At 69.9% G+C, this 17,785-nt stretch carries 15 protein-coding genes and 1 pseudogene; 12 read left to right on the top strand and 4 right to left on the bottom strand.

What is annotated here, in order from left to right:
- Nucleotides 1-316 precede the first annotated feature (316 nt).
- Nucleotides 317-1,921: an ABC transporter substrate-binding protein gene (locus ACSU6M_RS06670; protein WP_437067861.1), complete on the top strand. Its 1,605-nt coding sequence runs from the start codon at nt 317-319 to the stop codon at nt 1,919-1,921.
- 74 nt (nt 1,922-1,995) lie between these two features.
- Nucleotides 1,996-3,582: an ABC transporter substrate-binding protein gene (locus ACSU6M_RS06665; RefSeq protein ID WP_437067859.1), complete on the top strand. Its 1,587-nt coding sequence runs from the start codon at nt 1,996-1,998 to the stop codon at nt 3,580-3,582.
- 71 nt (nt 3,583-3,653) lie between these two features.
- On the opposite strand, the gene ACSU6M_RS06660 is transcribed toward ACSU6M_RS06665, so the two are convergent.
- Nucleotides 3,654-4,328: a response regulator transcription factor gene (locus ACSU6M_RS06660; RefSeq protein ID WP_356689794.1), complete on the bottom strand. Its 675-nt coding sequence runs from the start codon at nt 4,326-4,328 to the stop codon at nt 3,654-3,656.
- Nucleotides 4,329-4,342: 14 nt separating this feature from the next.
- Nucleotides 4,343-5,287: a RecB family exonuclease gene (locus tag ACSU6M_RS06655; RefSeq protein ID WP_437067857.1), complete on the bottom strand. Its 945-nt coding sequence runs from the start codon at nt 5,285-5,287 to the stop codon at nt 4,343-4,345.
- 245 nt (nt 5,288-5,532) lie between these two features.
- Between ACSU6M_RS06655 and ACSU6M_RS06650 the strand changes: the two genes are divergently transcribed.
- The 3 genes from ACSU6M_RS06650 to ACSU6M_RS06640 all read left to right on the top strand — a co-directional run bounded on the left by ACSU6M_RS06650 (nt 5,533) and on the right by ACSU6M_RS06640 (nt 8,821).
- The gene (locus ACSU6M_RS06650) at nt 5,533-7,089 is read left to right on the top strand and encodes a site-2 protease family protein (RefSeq protein ID WP_437067855.1); all 1,557 of its coding nucleotides are present in this window, start codon (nt 5,533-5,535) and stop codon (nt 7,087-7,089) included.
- A 38-nt stretch (nt 7,090-7,127) separates the two neighbouring features.
- A complete protein-coding gene (locus tag ACSU6M_RS06645; RefSeq protein WP_437067854.1) occupies nt 7,128-8,030 on the top strand; it encodes a tRNA (adenine-N1)-methyltransferase in 903 nt (300 codons plus the stop codon).
- A gap of 215 nt (nt 8,031-8,245) precedes the next feature.
- Nucleotides 8,246-8,821, top strand: a complete 576-nt coding sequence (locus ACSU6M_RS06640) for a hypothetical protein (protein WP_437067852.1) — start codon at nt 8,246-8,248, stop codon at nt 8,819-8,821.
- Between the two features lie 57 nt (nt 8,822-8,878).
- On the opposite strand, the gene ACSU6M_RS06635 is transcribed toward ACSU6M_RS06640, so the two are convergent.
- Nucleotides 8,879-9,184, bottom strand: coding sequence for a ferredoxin (locus ACSU6M_RS06635; RefSeq protein ID WP_437067850.1), 306 nt, complete (start codon nt 9,182-9,184; stop codon nt 8,879-8,881).
- Nucleotides 9,185-9,429: 245 nt separating this feature from the next.
- Between ACSU6M_RS06635 and arc the strand changes: the two genes are divergently transcribed.
- The 6 genes and pseudogenes from arc (at nt 9,430) to prcA (ending at nt 15,333) form a co-directional block, all read left to right on the top strand.
- Complete coding sequence (arc, locus tag ACSU6M_RS06630) at nt 9,430-11,196, top strand: proteasome ATPase (RefSeq protein WP_437067848.1); 1,767 nt, start codon at nt 9,430-9,432, stop codon at nt 11,194-11,196.
- A 234-nt stretch (nt 11,197-11,430) separates the two neighbouring features.
- Nucleotides 11,431-12,942, top strand: coding sequence for a depupylase/deamidase Dop (dop, locus tag ACSU6M_RS06625; RefSeq protein ID WP_437067846.1), 1,512 nt, complete (start codon nt 11,431-11,433; stop codon nt 12,940-12,942).
- A gap of 199 nt (nt 12,943-13,141) precedes the next feature.
- A complete protein-coding gene (locus ACSU6M_RS06620; protein WP_062154959.1) occupies nt 13,142-13,360 on the top strand; it encodes a ubiquitin-like protein Pup in 219 nt (72 codons plus the stop codon).
- 163 nt (nt 13,361-13,523) lie between these two features.
- A pseudogene (locus tag ACSU6M_RS06615) lies at nt 13,524-13,724 on the top strand (endonuclease domain-containing protein); the annotation flags it as partial.
- On the top strand, nt 13,676-14,521 hold the full coding sequence (gene prcB, locus ACSU6M_RS06610) for a proteasome subunit beta (protein WP_437067844.1): 846 nt from the start codon (nt 13,676-13,678) through the stop codon (nt 14,519-14,521). The pseudogene ACSU6M_RS06615 and the gene prcB, both read left to right, overlap by 49 nt.
- A 59-nt stretch (nt 14,522-14,580) precedes the next feature.
- Nucleotides 14,581-15,333 (top strand): proteasome subunit alpha, encoded by a 753-nt coding sequence (gene prcA, locus ACSU6M_RS06605; protein WP_437067842.1) that lies wholly within the window; start codon nt 14,581-14,583, stop codon nt 15,331-15,333.
- 59 nt (nt 15,334-15,392) lie between these two features.
- Here prcA and ACSU6M_RS06600 read toward each other — a convergent pair whose 3' ends face one another.
- On the bottom strand, nt 15,393-16,409 hold the full coding sequence (locus ACSU6M_RS06600; protein WP_437067840.1) for a LacI family DNA-binding transcriptional regulator: 1,017 nt from the start codon (nt 16,407-16,409) through the stop codon (nt 15,393-15,395).
- A gap of 109 nt (nt 16,410-16,518) precedes the next feature.
- On the opposite strand from ACSU6M_RS06600, the gene ACSU6M_RS06595 reads away from it, so the two are divergent.
- Nucleotides 16,519-17,778 carry an MFS transporter gene (locus tag ACSU6M_RS06595; protein WP_437067838.1) on the top strand — a complete coding sequence of 420 codons (1,260 nt, stop codon included), beginning with the start codon at nt 16,519-16,521 and terminating at the stop codon, nt 17,776-17,778.
- The last annotated feature ends 7 nt before the right edge of the window (nt 17,779-17,785 follow it).

The raw sequence follows: 17,785 nt of genomic DNA, 5'->3' as shown, positions 1-17,785 counted from the left end.
GGCGATGTGACGTTCACCACGTCAAAGCCTCTCGACAGCGATGTCATCCTGTGCGTTCCCCCCTTTTTTCCGGAACGCGGGGTTGCCTTTGTGTCCGGATTGGGGGGACCGTGCACCAAACCTTCCACTGTCGGGTTTTCGGTGTGTCCACGCCCGGTTTCACAGCGTGATGGAATCTCAACTCCGGTGGCCGCGAACCCCCGAGCGGGCGCCCATTAATCTCGTCGCGAGAACATCACCCCCTCACCGTGCGATCTCGCGGCACCACCCCCGCTTGCGTGATACACGGACCTGACAGCAGTGGAGAAACCCCAGCATGAACCGCAAGACCTTGGTGCTGCCGGCCGTCATCGGCCTGCTCGCGCCGGTACTCGCCGCCTGCGGCGGGTCCGACGGCGAGGGCGAGGGGGGCGGCGCGATCGCCGTCGGCACCACCGACCGGTTCATCGCCACCAAGGACGCTCCCGCGCCCCTGGACCCGGCCTACGCCTATGACGTCGGCAGCTGGAACATCCTGCGCCAGACCGTGCAGACCCTGATGATCCAGCCGCGCGGCGAGGGCGAGCCCGTCCCCGAGGCCGCCGAGAGCTGCACCTTCACCGACACCGGCAACGAGCGCTACGTCTGCAAGCTGCGCGAGGGCCTGAAGTTCGCCGACGGCACCCCGGTGACCGCCAAGGACGTCAAGTACTCCATCGACCGCGCGCTGGCCATCGAGGCGGACTCCGAGGTGTACGCCCTGCTGTCCACCATCGACACCGTCGAGGCGCGCGGCGACAGCGAGGTCGTCTTCCACCTCAAGACCGCCGACGCCACCTTCCCGTACAAGCTGTCGACCCCCGTCGCGGGCATCGTCAACCCCGCCGACTACGACAAGGGCAAGCTGCGCGAGGGCTTCGAGGTGAGCGGCTCCGGCCCGTACACCCTCAAGGCCGAGGTCGAGAACAACGAGATGGTCAGGGCCGTGTTCACCAGGAACGCCGAGTACCAGGGCGCGCTGAAGGTGAACAACGACAAGGTCGAGATCCACTCCTTCAAGGACGACGAGGCCATGTCCGCCGCCCTCTCCGAGGGCGATGTCGACGTCATGAGCCGCACCCTGACGCCGGAGCAGATCCAGAAGCTCACCGTCGACCCGGGCGAGAACATCGAACTGCTCGACATGCCCGGCCTGGAGATCCGCTACCTCGCCTTCAACACCGAGGCCCCCAGCGTCAAGGACAAGGCCGTACGCCAGGCCATGGCCCAGGTCATCAACCGCAGCGAGCTGGTCTCCAAGGTCTACGGCTCCCAGGCCGAGCCCCTGTACTCGCTGGTCCCGGCCACCATCACCGGCCACTCCAACTCGTTCTTCAACCGCTACGGCGACCCCAGCGCCGCCAAGGCCGAGAACCTGCTGTCCAGGGCGGACGTCGACACTCCGGTCAAGGTGACCCTGCACTACACCACCGACCACTACGGTGCCGCCACCAAGCGGGAGTTCGAGGTGCTGCAGAAGCAGCTCAACGACAGCGGCCTGTTCGACGTCACCATCGAGGGCACCCCCTGGGACAGCTTCGTCCCCGCCCAGCGCAAGGGCTCCTACGAGGTGTGGGGCATGGGCTGGTTCCCCGACTTCCCCGACGCCGACAACTACATCGCGCCGTTCCTCGACGAGGACAACTTCCTGAAGTCCCCGTACGCCAACAGCACGATCCGCAACACCCTCATCCCCGAGTCCCGCCGTGAGGCCGACCGGGGCTCCGCGGAGGCGAGCCTGACCGAGATCCAGGACATCGTCGCCGAGGACGTGCCCGTGCTCCCGCTGTGGCAGGGCAAGCAGTACATCGCCGCCCGTGACGACATCACCGGCACCGCGTACGCGCTCAACTCCTCCTCCACCCTTCAGCTCTGGGAGCTCGGCCGCGGTGTGAGCGGCTGACGTCTCCGCGTCCTCCGGGGGGCCCGGGACGGCGCCCCGGGCCATTTCCGAGAACGACGACAAGGCACACGCACGTGAACATGCGCAACCAGTGGCCGGTCCTGCCCCTCGTGGCAGGGCTGGCCTCCGGCCTGCTGACCGGCTGCGGCACGGAATCCGGCGACTCCGGCGGCAGCGGCTCCGACGTGGTCATGGGGATGTCCGACGACGTCCTCGCCACGGACCCGGCGTCGGGTTACGACCCCGGCTCCTGGCTGCTGTTCAACAACGTCTTCCAGTCCCTGCTCAGCTTCCCCAAGGGCAGCACCGTGCCCGAGCCGGAGGCCGCGAAGCAGTGCGGCTTCTCCGACTCCCAGGCCACCGTCTACGAGTGCACCCTCAAGGACGGCCTGAAGTTCAGCAACGGCGACCCGCTCACGTCGAAGGACGTCAAGTTCTCCTTCGACCGCATGATGAAGATCAACGACGACGCCGGTCCCGCGATCATGTTCCCCATGCTGGACAAGGTCGAGACGCCGGACGACAAGACCGTCGTCTTCAAGCTGAAGGTCCCGGACGCCACCTTCCCCAGCAAGATCGCCTCGGGTGCCGGCTCCATCGTCAACCACCGCGAGTACGACGCCGACGGCCTGCGCGAGGACGGCAAGGCCAGCGGCTCCGGCCCCTACGAGCTGGAGTCCTTCAGCGACGGCGAGGCCGTGTTCTCCGTCAACGAGAACTACCAGGGCTCCGCCGAGGTCCAGAACTCCGGTGTCACCCTCAAGTTCTTCCACGGCGACCAGACCGCCCTGAAGAAGGCCCTCCAGGACGGCGAGGTCGACATCGCCTACCGAGGTCTGAGCGCCGCCGACATCGCCGACATCGAGGCCAAGTCCGACGGCACCGGCATCGAGGTCGTCGAGGGCACCAGCGCCGAGGTCCAGCACCTGGTCTTCAACATGGACGACCCGGTCGCCGGAAAGCTCCCCGTGCGCAAGGCCATCGCCTACCTGCTCGACCGCGACGCCCTCATCCGCGACGTCTACGAGGGCACCGCCACCCCGCTGTACTCGATCATCCCGGCGGGCATCGACGGCCACAACACCGCCTTCTTCGACACCTACGGCGCCCGCCCCTCCAAGGAACTCGCCGAGAAGGCGCTGCGCGACGGCGGCATCACCGACAAGGTGCAGCTCACCCTGTGGTCCACGCCGTCCCGCTACGGCCCCGCCACCGACCAGGAGCTCAAGGCGATCGCCCAGCAGCTCAACGACAGCGGCCTGTTCGACGCCGACGTCAAGTCCGTCCCGTTCGACCAGTACGAGAAGGACATAGCCGCCGGCAAGTACGGCGTCTACGTCAAGGGCTGGGTGCCCGACTACCCGGACGCCGACAACTTCACCGGCCCCTTCTTCGGCGAGGGCAACGTCCTCGGCAACAACTACTCCAACAAGACGATCACCCACACGCTCATCCCGCGCACCGCGGGCGAGAGCAACCGCAGCGCCACCGAGAACGACTTCGACGAGCTGCAGCAGATCGTCGCCGACGAGATCCCCGTCCTGCCCGTCTGGCAGGCCAAGCAGTACGCCGTCGTCGCCGACGGTGTCTACGGCCTGGAGTACTGCCTGGACGCCTCCACCGTCTTCCGCTTCTGGGAGATCAGCAAGAGCAAGGTCTGACGGACCGGTCCGTACGACACGAAGGGCGCCCTCCCGCGGGAGGGCGCCCTTCGGCGTTCACACTGCTCCCGCTACTGCTGGGCGCCCGGCCGCACCAGCCCGCTCTCGTACGCGTACACCGCCGCCTGCACCCGGTCGCGCAGCCCCAGCTTGGTCAGCACATGGCCCACATGCGTCTTGACCGTCGTCTCGCTCACGAACAGATCCGCGGCGATCTCCGCGTTCGACAGCCCGCGCGCCACCAGCTTCAGCACCTCCACCTCACGCTCGGTCAGCGTGTGCAGGGTGTCCGGCACCGGCTCGTCGCCCGACGGCAGATGCGTGGCGTACTTGTCCAGCAGCCGGCGCGTGATGCTCGGCGCCAGCATCGCCTCACCGGCGGCCACCACCCGGATCGCCTGCACCAGCTCGTTCGCCGGGGCGTCCTTCAGCAGGAACCCGCTGGCGCCCGCCCGCAGCGCCTCCACCACGTACTCGTCGAGATCGAAGGTCGTCAGCACCAACACCTTCGCCGGGCCGTCCCGCCCGGGCCCGGTGATCTGCCGGGTCGCCTCCACACCGTCCATCCGCGGCATGCGGATGTCCATCAGCACCACATCGGGCTGCAGAGCCCGCACCTGGTCGAGCGCCTGGAGGCCGTCCCCGGCCTCGCCGACGACCGCGATGTCCTGCTCCGCCTCCAGAATCATCCGGAAGCCCGTACGCAGCAGCGGCTGGTCGTCGACCAGTAGGACACGGATGGCCACGTAAGTCTCCTTCGCTAGTCCGGCCCCATTCTGCCCTGCTCGCCCACGGCCGACTCGGCCGCCCTCACCGGCGACTTGAGCGGCAGCGGATACGGCGGGGGAGTGCCGCCGAACTCCGGACAGTGCGCCTGGTGATCGCACCAGCCGCACAGCTTCGTCGGCCGCGGCCGCCAGTCACCGGTCTCCGTCGCCTGCCGGATCGCGTCCCACAGCGCCAGCAGCTTGCGCTCCACCCGCTCCAGATCGGCGAGGACCGGGTCATACGTCAGCACGTCACCACTGCCGAGATACACCAGCTGCAGACGGCGCGGGACCACCCGCTTCAGCCGCCACACGACCAGCGCGTAGAACTTCATCTGGAACAGCGCGCCCTCCGCGTACTCCGGGCGGGGCGCCTTGCCCGTCTTGTAGTCGACGATCCGCACCTCGCCCGTCGGCGCCACGTCGACCCGGTCGATGATCCCGCGCAGCCGCAGCCCCGACTCCAGCTCCGCCTCGACGAACAGCTCACGCTCGGCCGGCTCCAGCCGCGTCGGATCCTCCAGCGAGAACCACCGCTCGACCAGCTGCTCGGCCTCCCCGAGCCACCGCGCCAGCCGCTCGCCCTGCGGATCGTCCGCGAACAGCTCCACGACCTCCGGGCGGCTCTCCCGCAACCGCTCCCACTGACCGGGGATCAACGACTTCGCCCGCGGCGCCGTCCGCTCCACCGCCGGGGCGTCGAACAGCCGCTCCAGCACCGCGTGCACCAAGGTGCCCCTGGTCGCCGCCTCACTCGGCTTCTCCGGCAGCCGGTCGATCACCCGGAACCGGTACAGCAGCGGACACTGCATGAAGTCACTGGCCCGCGAGGGCGACAGCGAGGCCGGCGCTATGGCGGCCACGGCCGGGACAGAGCCCACGGGCTCCCCGGCCGGCGTCGTCACGGCCTCGGCTGCGCTCTCGGTGCTGGTCTCCATGCCCCAAGACCTTACGGCCCACCACCGACAGTCACGCATTCCCCGTGGGAGACGGGGGAGACGACGGCACGACTGGGTAGGGAAACGGAGTGACCGGGGCGGCCGCAGGGGACGCGTGAGGCCCGCCCCGGACGGACCGGACGACCGAGGGTGCCGGGGCGGAGCGCGCCGCCCCGGCCGCATACCATCGACCCGAGACCCTTCCGCCCGGCAGGCGCGGAAGACGCACCGAACGAGGGGACACCGTGGACCACAGCGGCGGGAGCGGCCAGCCGCGGCCGGACGAGAAACACCCGGCCGAGCCCAAGCCAGCCCACACGACCCCGCCCACCACACCCACACCCCCCGCCGACCCGCCACGCACCGACGCCCCCTCGCCGGAACCCGCGTCCGACCGGACCCCTGGCGCCGAGCCTGCCGACAACGCCGCCGAAAAGGGCGCGGGGAACGGCGCGACCAGCCCCCACGGCCCGCACCAGGAAGCCCCCCGCACCCCGCACGGCGAACCGGACCTCACCAAGAGCGACTCCCCAGCGGCCCCCAGCTCCACCGAGCCCCCGGCCGCCGGCCCCGGCACCGCACCCGCCGACCCCGGCCACCGCACCCTCGCCCACACCGACGGCACCCCCGGCAAGGGGCGCCCGCAGCGGGACCCCCGAGGCGGCCTCCTCATGGGCCGCCCCTTCGGCGTCCCCGTCTACGTCGCCCCCAGCTGGTTCCTGGTCGCCGCCCTGATCACCTGGGTCTTCGGCGGCCAGCTCGACCGCGTGCTCCCCGAACTCGGCGCCGCCCGCTACCTCGTCTCCCTCTTCTTCGCCGTCGCCTTCTACGGCTCCGTCCTCGTCCACGAACTCGCCCACACCATCGCCGCGCTCCGCTTCGCCCTCCCGGTCCGCCGCATCCAGCTCCAGTTCTTCGGCGGCGTCTCCGAGATCGAGAAGGAGGCCGAGACCCCCGGCCGGGAATTCGTGCTGGCCTTCGTCGGACCGCTGCTCTCCCTCGTCCTCGCGGGCGTCTTCTACGCCGCGATGCTCGCCGTCGAACCCGGCTCCGTCCCCGGCGTCCTGCTGGCCGGCCTGATGATCTCCAACCTCATCGTCGCCGCCTTCAACCTCCTGCCCGGCCTCCCCCTGGACGGCGGCCGCATGCTCCGCGCCGTCGTCTGGAAGATCACCGGCAAGCCCATGAGCGGCACCGTCGCCGCCGCCTGGGTCGGCCGCGCCCTCGCCGTCTGCGTCCTGATCGGCCTGCCGCTGCTCACCCAGTCCGGCGCCCTCGGCTCCGACGCCGTCGACAACGTCGGCATGGACACCGTCATGGACGCCCTGCTCGCCGCCATCCTCGCCGCCATCATCTGGACCGGCGCCGGCAACAGCCTGCGCGTCGCCCGACTGCGCGAACACCTCCCCGAACTGCGCGCCCGCACCCTCACCCGCCGCGCCGTCCCCGTCCAGGCCGACACCCCCCTGTCCGAGGCCCTGCGCCGCGCCAACGCCGCCGGCGCCCGCGCCCTGGTCGTCGTCGACGGCGACGGCACCCCCCTGTCCCTGGTCCGCGAGGCCGCCATCGTCGGCGTCCCCGAGCACCGCCGCCCCTGGGTGCCCGTCAGCGGCCTCGCCCAGGACCTCACCGACGGCATGCGCGTCTCCGCCGAGCTCGCCGGAGAAGACCTGCTGGACGCCCTGCGCGCCACCCCCGCCACCGAGTACCTCGTGGTCGAGGAGACCGGCGAGATCTACGGCGTCCTGTCCGCCGCCGACGTCGAGCGCGCCTTCGTGAAGGCGATGGCCCGCCCCTCCTAGTGGTCGGCGGCCCCCGCAAAGGCCGGTAGGCTGGTCACATGTCCGAACCGACCGGTGCCGCCCGCAGGCGCGGGCCCTTCAAGGTCGGGGACCAGGTACAGCTGACCGACCCCAAGGGCCGCCACTACACGTTCACGCTCGAGGCCGGGAAGAACTTCCACACCCACAAGGGGAGCTTCCCGCACGACGAGCTGATCGGCGCTCCCGAGGGCAGCGTTGTCCGCACCACCGGAAACGTCGCCTACCTCGCGCTGCGCCCCCTGCTCCCCGACTACGTCCTGTCCATGCCCCGAGGGGCAGCCGTCGTCTACCCGAAGGACGCGGGGCAGATCCTCGCCTTCGCCGACATCTTCACCGGCGCGCGCGTCGTCGAGGCCGGCGTCGGCTCCGGATCGCTCAGCAGCTTCCTGCTGCGCGCCATCGGCGACCAGGGCATGCTGCACTCCTACGAGCGCCGCGAGGACTTCGCCGAGATCGCCAAGCAGAACGTGGAGCGCTACTTCGGCGGCCCGCACCCCGCCTGGCAGCTCACCGTCGGCGACCTCCAGGACAACCTGTCCGACACCGACGTCGACCGCGTCATCCTCGACATGCTCGCCCCCTGGGAGTGCCTGGAGGCCGTCTCCAAGGCCCTCGTCCCCGGCGGCATCCTGTGCTGCTACGTGGCGACCACCACCCAGCTCGCCCGGACCGTCGAGTCCATCCGGGAGATCGGCTGCTTCAACGAGCCGACCGCCTGGGAGACGATGATCCGCAACTGGCACATCGAGGGCCTCGCCGTCCGCCCGGACCACCGGATGATCGGCCACACCGGCTTCCTCCTCACCGCCCGCCGCCTCGCCGACGGCGTCGAGCCGCCCATGCGCCGCCGACGCCCCGCCAAGGGCGCCTACGGCGAGGACTACTCCGGCCCCAACGCCGACGGCGGCCTCGGCCGCTGACCCGGTCGCTCACCGCGTCCAACGACGCCGCGCCGTGGCGGAGTTCCCCGATCCCGACGGGAACTCCACCACGGCGCTTCGTCGTTGACCCCACACCTCCCGGCCCCCGCAGCCCCCGCGCACAACCCGCACCCCCGCCGTTCCCCCGCACTGTGACGTGTGGCACCATGCTGGCCACCCCCCCACCGGCACAGCCCTCACAGGAGACGCTCCTAGTGCAGCAATCCGCCGTCCCGGAACTGGCACACACGCACACCAACCCGATCCACTGGCTCGCCACCGCGACCGCCCTCGCCGGTGTCGTCGCCCTCTCCTCCGTCGTCCAGCCCGACTCGGCGACCGCCGCACAGGCACCCGGCACCGCCCCCAAGTCCGCCCCGGCCGCGGCACCGCCCGCCACCACCGGCGTCGAGTTCCCCCTGGAATGCGGCCCGGTGAAGATCGTCGTCGCCAAGAAGGCGACCGGCGACCTGGACGGGGACGGCCGCCCGGAGACGGTCGCCGTCGCCCACTGCGACGCCGGCATGAGCACCCCGCCCGACGGCGTCTACGTCCTCACCCAGGGCACCGGCGACGCACACGCGCGCGTGGTCGCCACGCTTGTCGATCCCGAGGAGCGTCAGAAGGTCACCGGCCTCGCCGTGCGCGCCAGCGCCGTCCGGGCCGACCTGCTCGGCTACTCCTCGCCCGACGTGCCCACCTGCTGCCCCGACGTCACCGAGCGCGCGAAGTGGCAGTGGGACAACGGAACATTCGTCCGCTCGACACCCTCCGAGGCGCGCAGCGTGTGACACCGGATACCCATGGTGTGAGAAATCAGACTGTCGTAACGAACCGTAGGTGTGCGGTCACTCGGCGTCGGGACCGTACACCTCGACCTTGTCCGAAACGCGCCGCACATGGATGCACTCGCCCGGACACTCCTTCGCCGAGTCCACCACGTCCGTGAGCAGCGGCAGCGGCACCGGCGTGCTCGCCCCCTGCTCCTGCAGCAGCTCGTCCTGCGGGCTCTTCACATACGCCAGACCGTCGATGTCCAGCTCGAAGACCTCCGGCGCGTACTGCACACAGATGCCGTCGCCGGTGCACAGATCCTGATCGATCCAGACCTCCAGCGCCTCGCCGGCGACTGCGGCGTCCTGCTGCACGGTCATCTCTCCTGCCGTTTCGTTCGCCGGGCCTTTGGGGAACCTTCCAGGCCCTGACGGGTGTTGAACACCTTGACCCTACCTGTGCCCGCTTCCCCTCCGTGTTCGGTGGGTATTCCCCTGGCGTGAGGGAGAGCGCAAGGGTGAAGATCGGACACACCCCGACAGTCTTTGTGATCTAGGGGTTTCAATCGACACCCACCCAGGTAGGGTCTGGAAGCGTCCAGCTCCCCTTGGAGGAGGTGAGGACCGTGGCAGCCCACGACGACGACATGAACCGCGGCATCCGCCCGGGACGAGGGTCCGAAGACCCGGCCGGGCAGATCGCCTACCTTGAGCAGGAGATCGCCGTCCTGCGACGCAAGCTCGCCGACTCTCCGCGACACACGAGGATTCTCGAAGAGCGGATCGTCGAGCTGCAGACCAACCTGGCCGGCGTGTCCGCCCAGAACGAACGTCTCGCCAACACGCTCCGCGAGGCCCGCGACCAGATCGTGGCCCTCAAGGAGGAAGTCGACCGGCTCGCCCAGCCGCCGGCCGGCTTCGGAGTCTTCCTGCAGGCCAACGAGGACGGCACCGCCGACATCTTCACCGGCGGCCGCAAACTGCGCGTCAACGTCAGCCCGAGCGTCGAACTCGACGACCTCAGGCGCGGCCAGGAAGTCATGCTCAACGAAGCGCTCAACGTGGTCGAAGCCATGGAGTTCGAGCGCGTCGGGGACATCGTCACCCTCAAGGAGATCCTTGAGGACGGCGAACGCGCCCTGGTGCTCGGGCACACCGACGAGGAACGGGTGGTACGGCTCGCCGAGCCGCTGCTGGACGTCACCATCCGCCCCGGCGACGCCCTGCTGCTCGAACCCCGCTCCGGCTACGTCTACGAGGTCGTTCCCAAGAGCGAGGTCGAGGAACTCGTCCTCGAAGAGGTCCCCGACATCGGCTACGAGCAGATCGGCGGCCTCGGCAACCAGATCGAAGCCATCCGCGACGCGGTCGAACTGCCCTACCTGTACCCCGACCTCTTCAAGGAGCACGAACTGCGGCCGCCCAAGGGCGTCCTGCTGTACGGACCCCCCGGATGCGGCAAGACACTCATCGCCAAGGCCGTCGCCAACTCGCTGGCCAAGAAGGTCGCCGAGGTCACCGGCCAGGCCGCCGGCAAGAGCTTCTTCCTGAACATCAAGGGCCCCGAGCTCCTCAACAAGTACGTCGGTGAGACCGAGCGCCAGATCCGCCTCGTCTTCCAGCGAGCCCGCGAGAAGGCGTCCGAGGGCACCCCCGTCATCGTCTTCTTCGACGAGATGGAGTCCCTCTTCCGCACCCGAGGCTCCGGCGTCAGCTCGGACGTGGAGAACACCATCGTCCCGCAGCTGCTCGCCGAGATCGACGGCGTGGAGGGCCTGCAGAACGTGGTCGTGATCGGCGCCTCCAACCGCGAGGACATGATCGACCCGGCGATCCTGCGCCCCGGCCGCCTCGACGTCAAGATCAAGATCGAGCGCCCGGACGCCGAGGCCGCCAAGGACATCTTCGGCAAGTACCTCACCGAGCGCCTTCCGCTGCACGCGGAGGATCTGCGGGAGCACGGCAGCGACAAGAGCGCGTGCGTCCAGGCCATGATCCAGACGGCCGTGGAACACATGTACGCCGAATCCGAGGAGAACCGCTTCCTCGAGGTGACCTACGCCAATGGTGACAAGGAAGTCCTGTACTTCAAGGACTTCAATTCCGGCGCCATGATCGAGAACATCGTGGGCCGCGCCAAGAAGATGGCGATCAAGGACTTCCTCGAACACAACCAGAAGGGCCTCCGCGTCTCCCACCTGCTCCAGGCATGCGTGGACGAGTTCAAGGAGAACGAGGACCTTCCCAACACCACCAACCCCGACGACTGGGCCCGCATCTCCGGAAAGAAGGGCGAGCGGATCGTCTACATCCGCACCCTCATCACCGGAAAGCAGGGCGCCGACACCGGACGGTCCATCGACACGGTGGCCAACACCGGACAGTACCTGTAAAGAGCAGGGCGGCTGCGGGTGCCCTCCACCGGGTACCCGCAGCCGACTGTTTTCCTGGCGCCGCCGCATCGAGGCAATGACGCAAATGATCTCCACACCAGCGCAGAGCCGTTCTAGGCTCTTCGGTACCGCCGAGTCGCGCAGTGCGGGGACGGGCACCGCACACGCAACCCAGCGCCAGCGGTATCTGAGCGGCGCCCACGACCGAGGACGCCGCCGGGCAAGGAGGGCCGCATGACCGTACGGCGAGTAATGGGCATCGAGACGGAGTACGGCATCTCCGTCCCCGGCCACCCCAACGCCAATGCCATGCTCACCTCGTCCCAGATCGTCAACGCCTACGCGGCGGCGATGCACCGGGCCCGCCGGGCCCGCTGGGACTTCGAGGAGGAGAACCCGCTCCGCGACGCGCGAGGCTTCGACCTCGCCCGCGAGGCCGCCGACGCCAGCCAGCTCACCGACGAGGACATCGGCCTGGCCAACGTCATCCTCACCAACGGCGCCCGGCTCTACGTCGACCACGCCCACCCCGAATACAGCGCACCCGAGGTCACCAACCCCCGCGACGCCGTCCTCTGGGACAAGGCCGGCGAGCGGATCATGGCCGAGGCCGCCGAACGCGCCGCCGCGCTCCCCGGCGCCCAGCCCATCCACCTCTACAAGAACAACACCGACAACAAGGGCGCCTCCTACGGCACGCACGAGAACTACCTGATGAAGCGGGAGACCCCCTTCTCGGACATCGTGCGCCACCTCACGCCCTTCTTCGTCTCCCGCCAGGTCTTCGCCGGCGCCGGCCGCGTGGGCATCGGCCAGGACGGCCATGAGCACGGCTTCCAGCTCAGCCAGCGCGCCGACTACTTCGAGGTCGAGGTCGGCCTGGAGACCACCCTCAAACGCCCCATCATCAACACCCGCGACGAACCCCACGCCGACGCGGAGAAGTACCGCCGCCTGCACGTGATCATCGGCGACGCCAACCTCTCCGAGATCTCGACCTATCTGAAACTGGGCACGACCGCCCTGGTCCTGTCGATGATCGAGGACGGCTTCATCGCCGTGGACCTGGCCGTCGACCAGCCCGTACGCACCCTCCACCAGGTCAGCCACGACCCGAGCCTCAAGCGCCTGGTCACCCTGCGCAGCGGCCGCACCCTCACCGCCGTACAACTCCAGATGGAGTACTTCGAGCTCTCCCGCAAGTACGTCGAGGAGCGCTTCGGCGCGGACGCGGACGAGCAGACCAAGGACGTCCTGGCCCGCTGGGAGGACACCCTCACCCGCCTGGAGAACGACCCCATGAGCCTCGCCGGCGAGCTCGACTGGGTCGCCAAGCGCGAGCTCATGGAGGGCTACCGCCGCCGCGACAGCCTCGACTGGGACGCCGCCCGCCTGCACCTCGTCGACCTCCAGTACGCCGACGTACGCGCCGAGAAGGGCCTCTACAACCGTCTGGTGGCCCGCGGCCGCATGAAGCGCCTCCTGGACGAGCAGGACGTCGAGCGGGCCAAGTCCAAGCCCCCGGAGGACACCCGCGCCTACTTCCGCGGCCGCTGCCTGGAGCAGTACGCCGACGACGTCGCCGCGGCCTCCTGGGACTCGGTCATCTTCGACCTCCCCGGCCGCGACTCCCTGCAGCGCGTCCCAACCCTCGAACCGCTACGCGGAACGCGAAATCACGTCAAGGAGCTCCTCGACCGCTGCCGCACCGCGGAAGACCTGGTCAGGGTGCTCTCGGGCGGCTGAACGGGTACTCGAACACCACTACGGACCGGCTCGGGCGCCGGGGTGGAAACCCCGGCGTCCGGGAATCATCACGATGGCCCCCGCACGTTGTACGAACTGCGGGGCCGATGTCGGACCCGGCTTGTAGGGTCTGATCACCACCGATCGGCAGGAAAGCCGACCTGTCGACCATGTCGGGCAACAGAGCGGGGTGAGGGATATGGCAACCAAGGACACCGGCGGCGGCCAGCAGAAGGCCACGCGCTCCACCGAAGAGGTCGAGGAGCAGGCCGCGGAAGCGCAGGCTTCGGAGGACCTCAAGGAGCGCCACGAGAAGCTGAGCGACGACGTCGACTCCGTCCTGGACGAGATCGACGACGTACTCGAGGAGAACGCCGAGGACTTCGTGCGAAGCTTCGTGCAAAAGGGTGGCCAGTAAGCCGCATCGCCTTCGATTCGAAGGCGGGTGGGGTGGAGTGGTGGCCGGCGCATCGGAACTGAAGCGCCGCGTGCGGCGGGGTGGGCCCAGACCGCACGCGGCGTGACCGGCCAGGAGGCGATCACGAGTACCGAGCATGCCTCGGGACGGCGTCCGCCGTGTCTGCACGTGGGCTCCCGCGACGCATGTGGATCACTGCCGCAAGACGGGTAGGGTCCGTGGCGTACTGTGCTTCAACTGCAATTCCGGCCTCGGCCTGTTGAGGGACGACCCCGACACGATGAACCGAGCTGCCGACTACCTGGAAGGAAACGCGTGGAAGCCAACACTCGTAGCACCGGGCGTCTACCAGCTGCCTTCCTGACGCCTGGATCCTCCTCCTTCATGGACTTCCTCTCCGAGCACCAGCCGGAGCTGCTGCCGGGGAACCGGCAACTGCCGCCGACGAAGGGTGTGATCGAGGCGCCGCACGGGACGACGATCGTCGCCGTGACCTTCCCCGGGGGCGTCGTGCTGGCCGGTGACCGGCGGGCCACGATGGGCAACGTCATCGCTCAGCGGGACATCGAGAAGGTGTTCCCGGCGGACGAGTACTCGGCCGTCGGCATCGCCGGCACCGCCGGTCTCGCCGTGGAGATGGTGAAGCTGTTCCAGCTGGAGCTGGAGCACTTCGAGAAGGTCGAGGGCGCCCAGCTGTCGCTGGAGGGCAAGGCCAACCGCCTCTCCACCATGATCCGGTCGAATCTCGGCATGGCGATGCAGGGGCTGGCCGTGGTGCCCCTCTTCGCCGGGTACGACGTGGACCGCGAGAAGGGCCGGATCTTCTCCTACGACGTGACGGGCGGCCGTTCCGAGGAGCAGGGTTACGCCGCCACCGGCTCGGGCTCGATCTTCGCCCGGGGCGCGATGAAGAAGTTGTTCCGTGACGACCTGACCGAGGACCAGGCCACGACCCTGGTGGTGCAGGCCCTGTACGACGCGGCCGACGACGACTCGGCGACCGGTGGTCCCGATGTCGCCCGCCGGATCTACCCGATCATCACCGTGATCACCGAGGACGGTTTCCGCCGGCTCTCCGAGGACGAGGCCTCGCAGATCGCGCGCTCGGTGCTGGAGCGCCGGCTGGAGCAGCCGGACGGTCCGCGGGCGGCGCTGCTGTAGCGGGCTGCCGCTTGTTGCAAGGTGATCCAGTGATTTCGACAGAAAGGGACGGATAACCGGTGTCGACGCCGTTCTATGTCTCACCTCAGCAGGCCATGGCCGACCGGGCGGAGTACGCCCGCAAGGGCATCGCCCGGGGCCGCAGCCTGGTCGTGCTGCAGTACGCCGACGGCATCGTGTTCGTCGGCGAGAACCCGTCCCGCGCGCTGCACAAGTTCAGCGAGATCTACGACCGGATCGGCTTCGCGGCCGCCGGTAAGTACAACGAGTACGAGAATCTGCGGATCGGCGGTGTGCGCTACGCCGACCTGCGCGGTTACACCTATGACCGGGAGGACGTGACGGCTCGCGGCCTCGCCAACGTCTACGCGCAGACGCTGGGCACGATCTTCTCCAGTGCGGGCGAGAAGCCGTACGAGGTGGAGCTGGTGGTCGCCGAGGTGGGCGAGACGCCGGAGGGCGACCAGATCTACCGGCTGCCGCACGACGGCTCGATCGTGGACGAGCACGGTTCGGTGGCGGTCGGCGGCAACGCCGAGCTGATCGGCAGCTATCTGGACCAGCGTCACCAGGACGGTATGACGCTCGCCGAGGCGCTCAAGCTGGCGGTGCAGGCGCTGTCGCGCGAGTCGAACGGTTCGCAGCGGGAGATCCCCGCGGAGCGGCTCGAGGTGGCGGTGCTGGACCGTACACGGCCGCAGAAGCGCAAGTTCAAGCGGATCCAGGGCCGTCAGCTGGCGCGGCTGCTGGAGCAGGACGCGTCGGCGGCGGGTGAAGCGTCCGAGGAGGAGGGCTCCTCCGAGGAGAGCTGACCGCCCGCACGCCTCGTCCGGACGCCCCGCACCCCCTTCGGTGCGGGGCGTCCGGCGTCTCAAGGGGCCGGTGGGGGCGCCGTGGAGGCCCGTACGACGAGTTCCACGGGGATGTCGCCCCGTGCGGGTGTGCGGCCCTCCAGGACGGCGAGGAGGGCGTGCATGCCGCGTTCGCCGAAGAGCTCGGCGTCCAGGCGGACGGTGGTGAGCTCGGGGTCGATGGCGGTGGCCAGACCGAGGTCGTCGATGCCGGTGACGGAGAGGTCGTCGGGGATGCGCAGGCCGAGGCGGCGGGCGGCCTTGTAGGTGCCGGCGGCCAGGAGGTCGTCGTCGCAGATGACGGCGGTGGGCCGGGGGCCGGGGGCGGTGAGGGCGGCTTCGGCGGCGGTGCGGGCGGCGTCGATGGCGAGGGGGCTGCGGGCGGTGCGCAGGCTGGTGCCCGGCACCGCGGCGAGCCGTTCGGCCAGCTCCCGGGCGCGGATCTCGAAGGTCCAGGAGGGCACATCGGCGGCGAGGTGCAGGAGGTCACGGTGGCCGAGGGCGAGCAGGTGGTCGGCGACCTGGCGGACACCGTCGGTGATGTCGAGGTTGACGGTGGCGGCGCCGTGGCTGCCGCGGGGGTCGCTGTCGAGCATGACGAGGGGCAGCTGGTCGCCGCGGATGGCGGTGAGGGCGTCGGCGGCCATGGAGGAGGCGATGACGCCGTCGAGGGCGGCCTGGGCGGAGGCGAAGGGGTCGCGGGCGGGGCCGATGCCCTCGGGGGAGGGGTAGAGGACCACGCCGAAGCCGTGCGCGGCGGCGACGCGGGCGGCTCCGGTGTAGACGCCGGCGAAGAACTCGGTGGTCAGGGCGGGGACGACGAGGAGCACCGTGCGGGTGCGGCCGAGGCGGAGGTTGCGGGCGGCGAGGTTGGGCCGGTAGCCGAGGTCCTGGGCGGCCCGGCGTACGCGTTCGGCGGTCGCCTCGGAGACGCGGCCGCGCCATTTGTCGCCGAGGACCAGCGAGACGGCCGCCTGGGAGACGCCCGCGGCGTGGGCGACGTCCCGGCTGGTGGGGCGTGTACGGCCGTGTGCCACCGTGGGCCTGCCTCCTTGGGTCCGGTCGTTCGCCTGGACTGGTGAACAGCGCACATGGTACGTATGACGGAGGACGTTATACGTAAAACTTGGGCCGGAAGGGCGGATCATGGCCGCGGGATACCTGGAGATCCTCCGAGCGAAGCACGCCGCCCGGCTGCTGGTCGGGACGCTGGTGGGGCGGCTGCCGAACGCCACGGCGGCGATCGCGATCGTGCTGTTCGTACGCGCCGAGGGCGGCTCCTACAGCCTCGCCGGCGCGCTGGCCGCGGTCTACGGCGTGGCGAACGCGGTGGGCCAGCCCGTCCTGGGGCGCCTGGTGGACCTGCACGGGCAGCCCCGGGTGCAGCTGCCCGCGGCGCTGCTGTCGGCCCTGGCGATGACGGCGTTCGCGTTCACCGGCCCCGATCTGCTGGGGCTGTCGTACGCCGCGGTGGCCCTCGCCGGTCTGTTCACGCCGCCTCTGGAGGGCGGGCTGCGGGCGCTGTGGCCGAGCGTGCTGCGCCGGGAGGAGCAGGTGCACACGGCGTACGCGATGGACGCGGTGGCCCAGGAGGTCATGTTCACGGTCGGACCGCTGCTGGTGACGCTGTGCGTCTCGGTGTGGTCCGAGCAGGCCGCGCTGCTCGTGCTGAACGCCGTGGGCGTGCTCGGGGCGCTGTCCGTGGTGGTCTCGGCGCCCTCGCGCGCGTGGCGCTCGGCGCCGCGGGAGGCGCACTGGCTGGGCGCGCTGCGCTCGCCGGGCCTGGTGGCGCTGCTGGCCGCGTTCCTGTTCATCGGGATGGCGCTGGGCTCCATCACGGTGGCGGCGGTCCCGTACGCCGACGAGCACGGCGGTGACGCGGTGTACGGCTGGCTGATGGCGGCGCTGGGGCTGGGCGCGCTGGTGGGCGGCAGCGTGTACGGGGCGCGGCAGTGGGCCGGCGCGCCGGAGCGGCGACTGCGAGTGCTGGTGGCGTTCCTGGCGGTGTGTTACCTGCCGCTGATGCTGATGCCGGGCGCGGTGGCCATGACGGGGCTGACGGCGCTCGCCGGGGTGTTCCTGGCCCCGGCCATCGCCTGCGCCTTCGTGATCGTGGACCGGCACGCGCCGAGCGGCACGGTGACCGAGGCGTTCTCCTGGCTGGTGACCACGTTCACCGTGGGCGCGTCGGTGGGAACGGGCCTGACGGGGCCGGTCGTCGAGGAGGGCGGCGCGCTGTGGGGCTTCGCGGTGCCGAGCGCGGCCGGGGCGGTGTCGCTGCTCGTGCTGGTGGCCACCGGGCGGGTCCTCGCAGCTCCTGCCCGGGGTGCGGTCGTTGCGGCTTCATCGGAAAATGATCCAAATCGTGCCGTCGAACCCCGTTTCAGTTCAGGGGATCGGGCGTAATGTTCAG

The organism is Streptomyces sp. enrichment culture, assembly GCF_964272895.1.
Taxonomy (GTDB): Bacteria; Actinomycetota; Actinomycetes; order Streptomycetales; family Streptomycetaceae; genus Streptomyces.
This window is presented reverse-complemented; position numbering and strand designations above follow the sequence as displayed.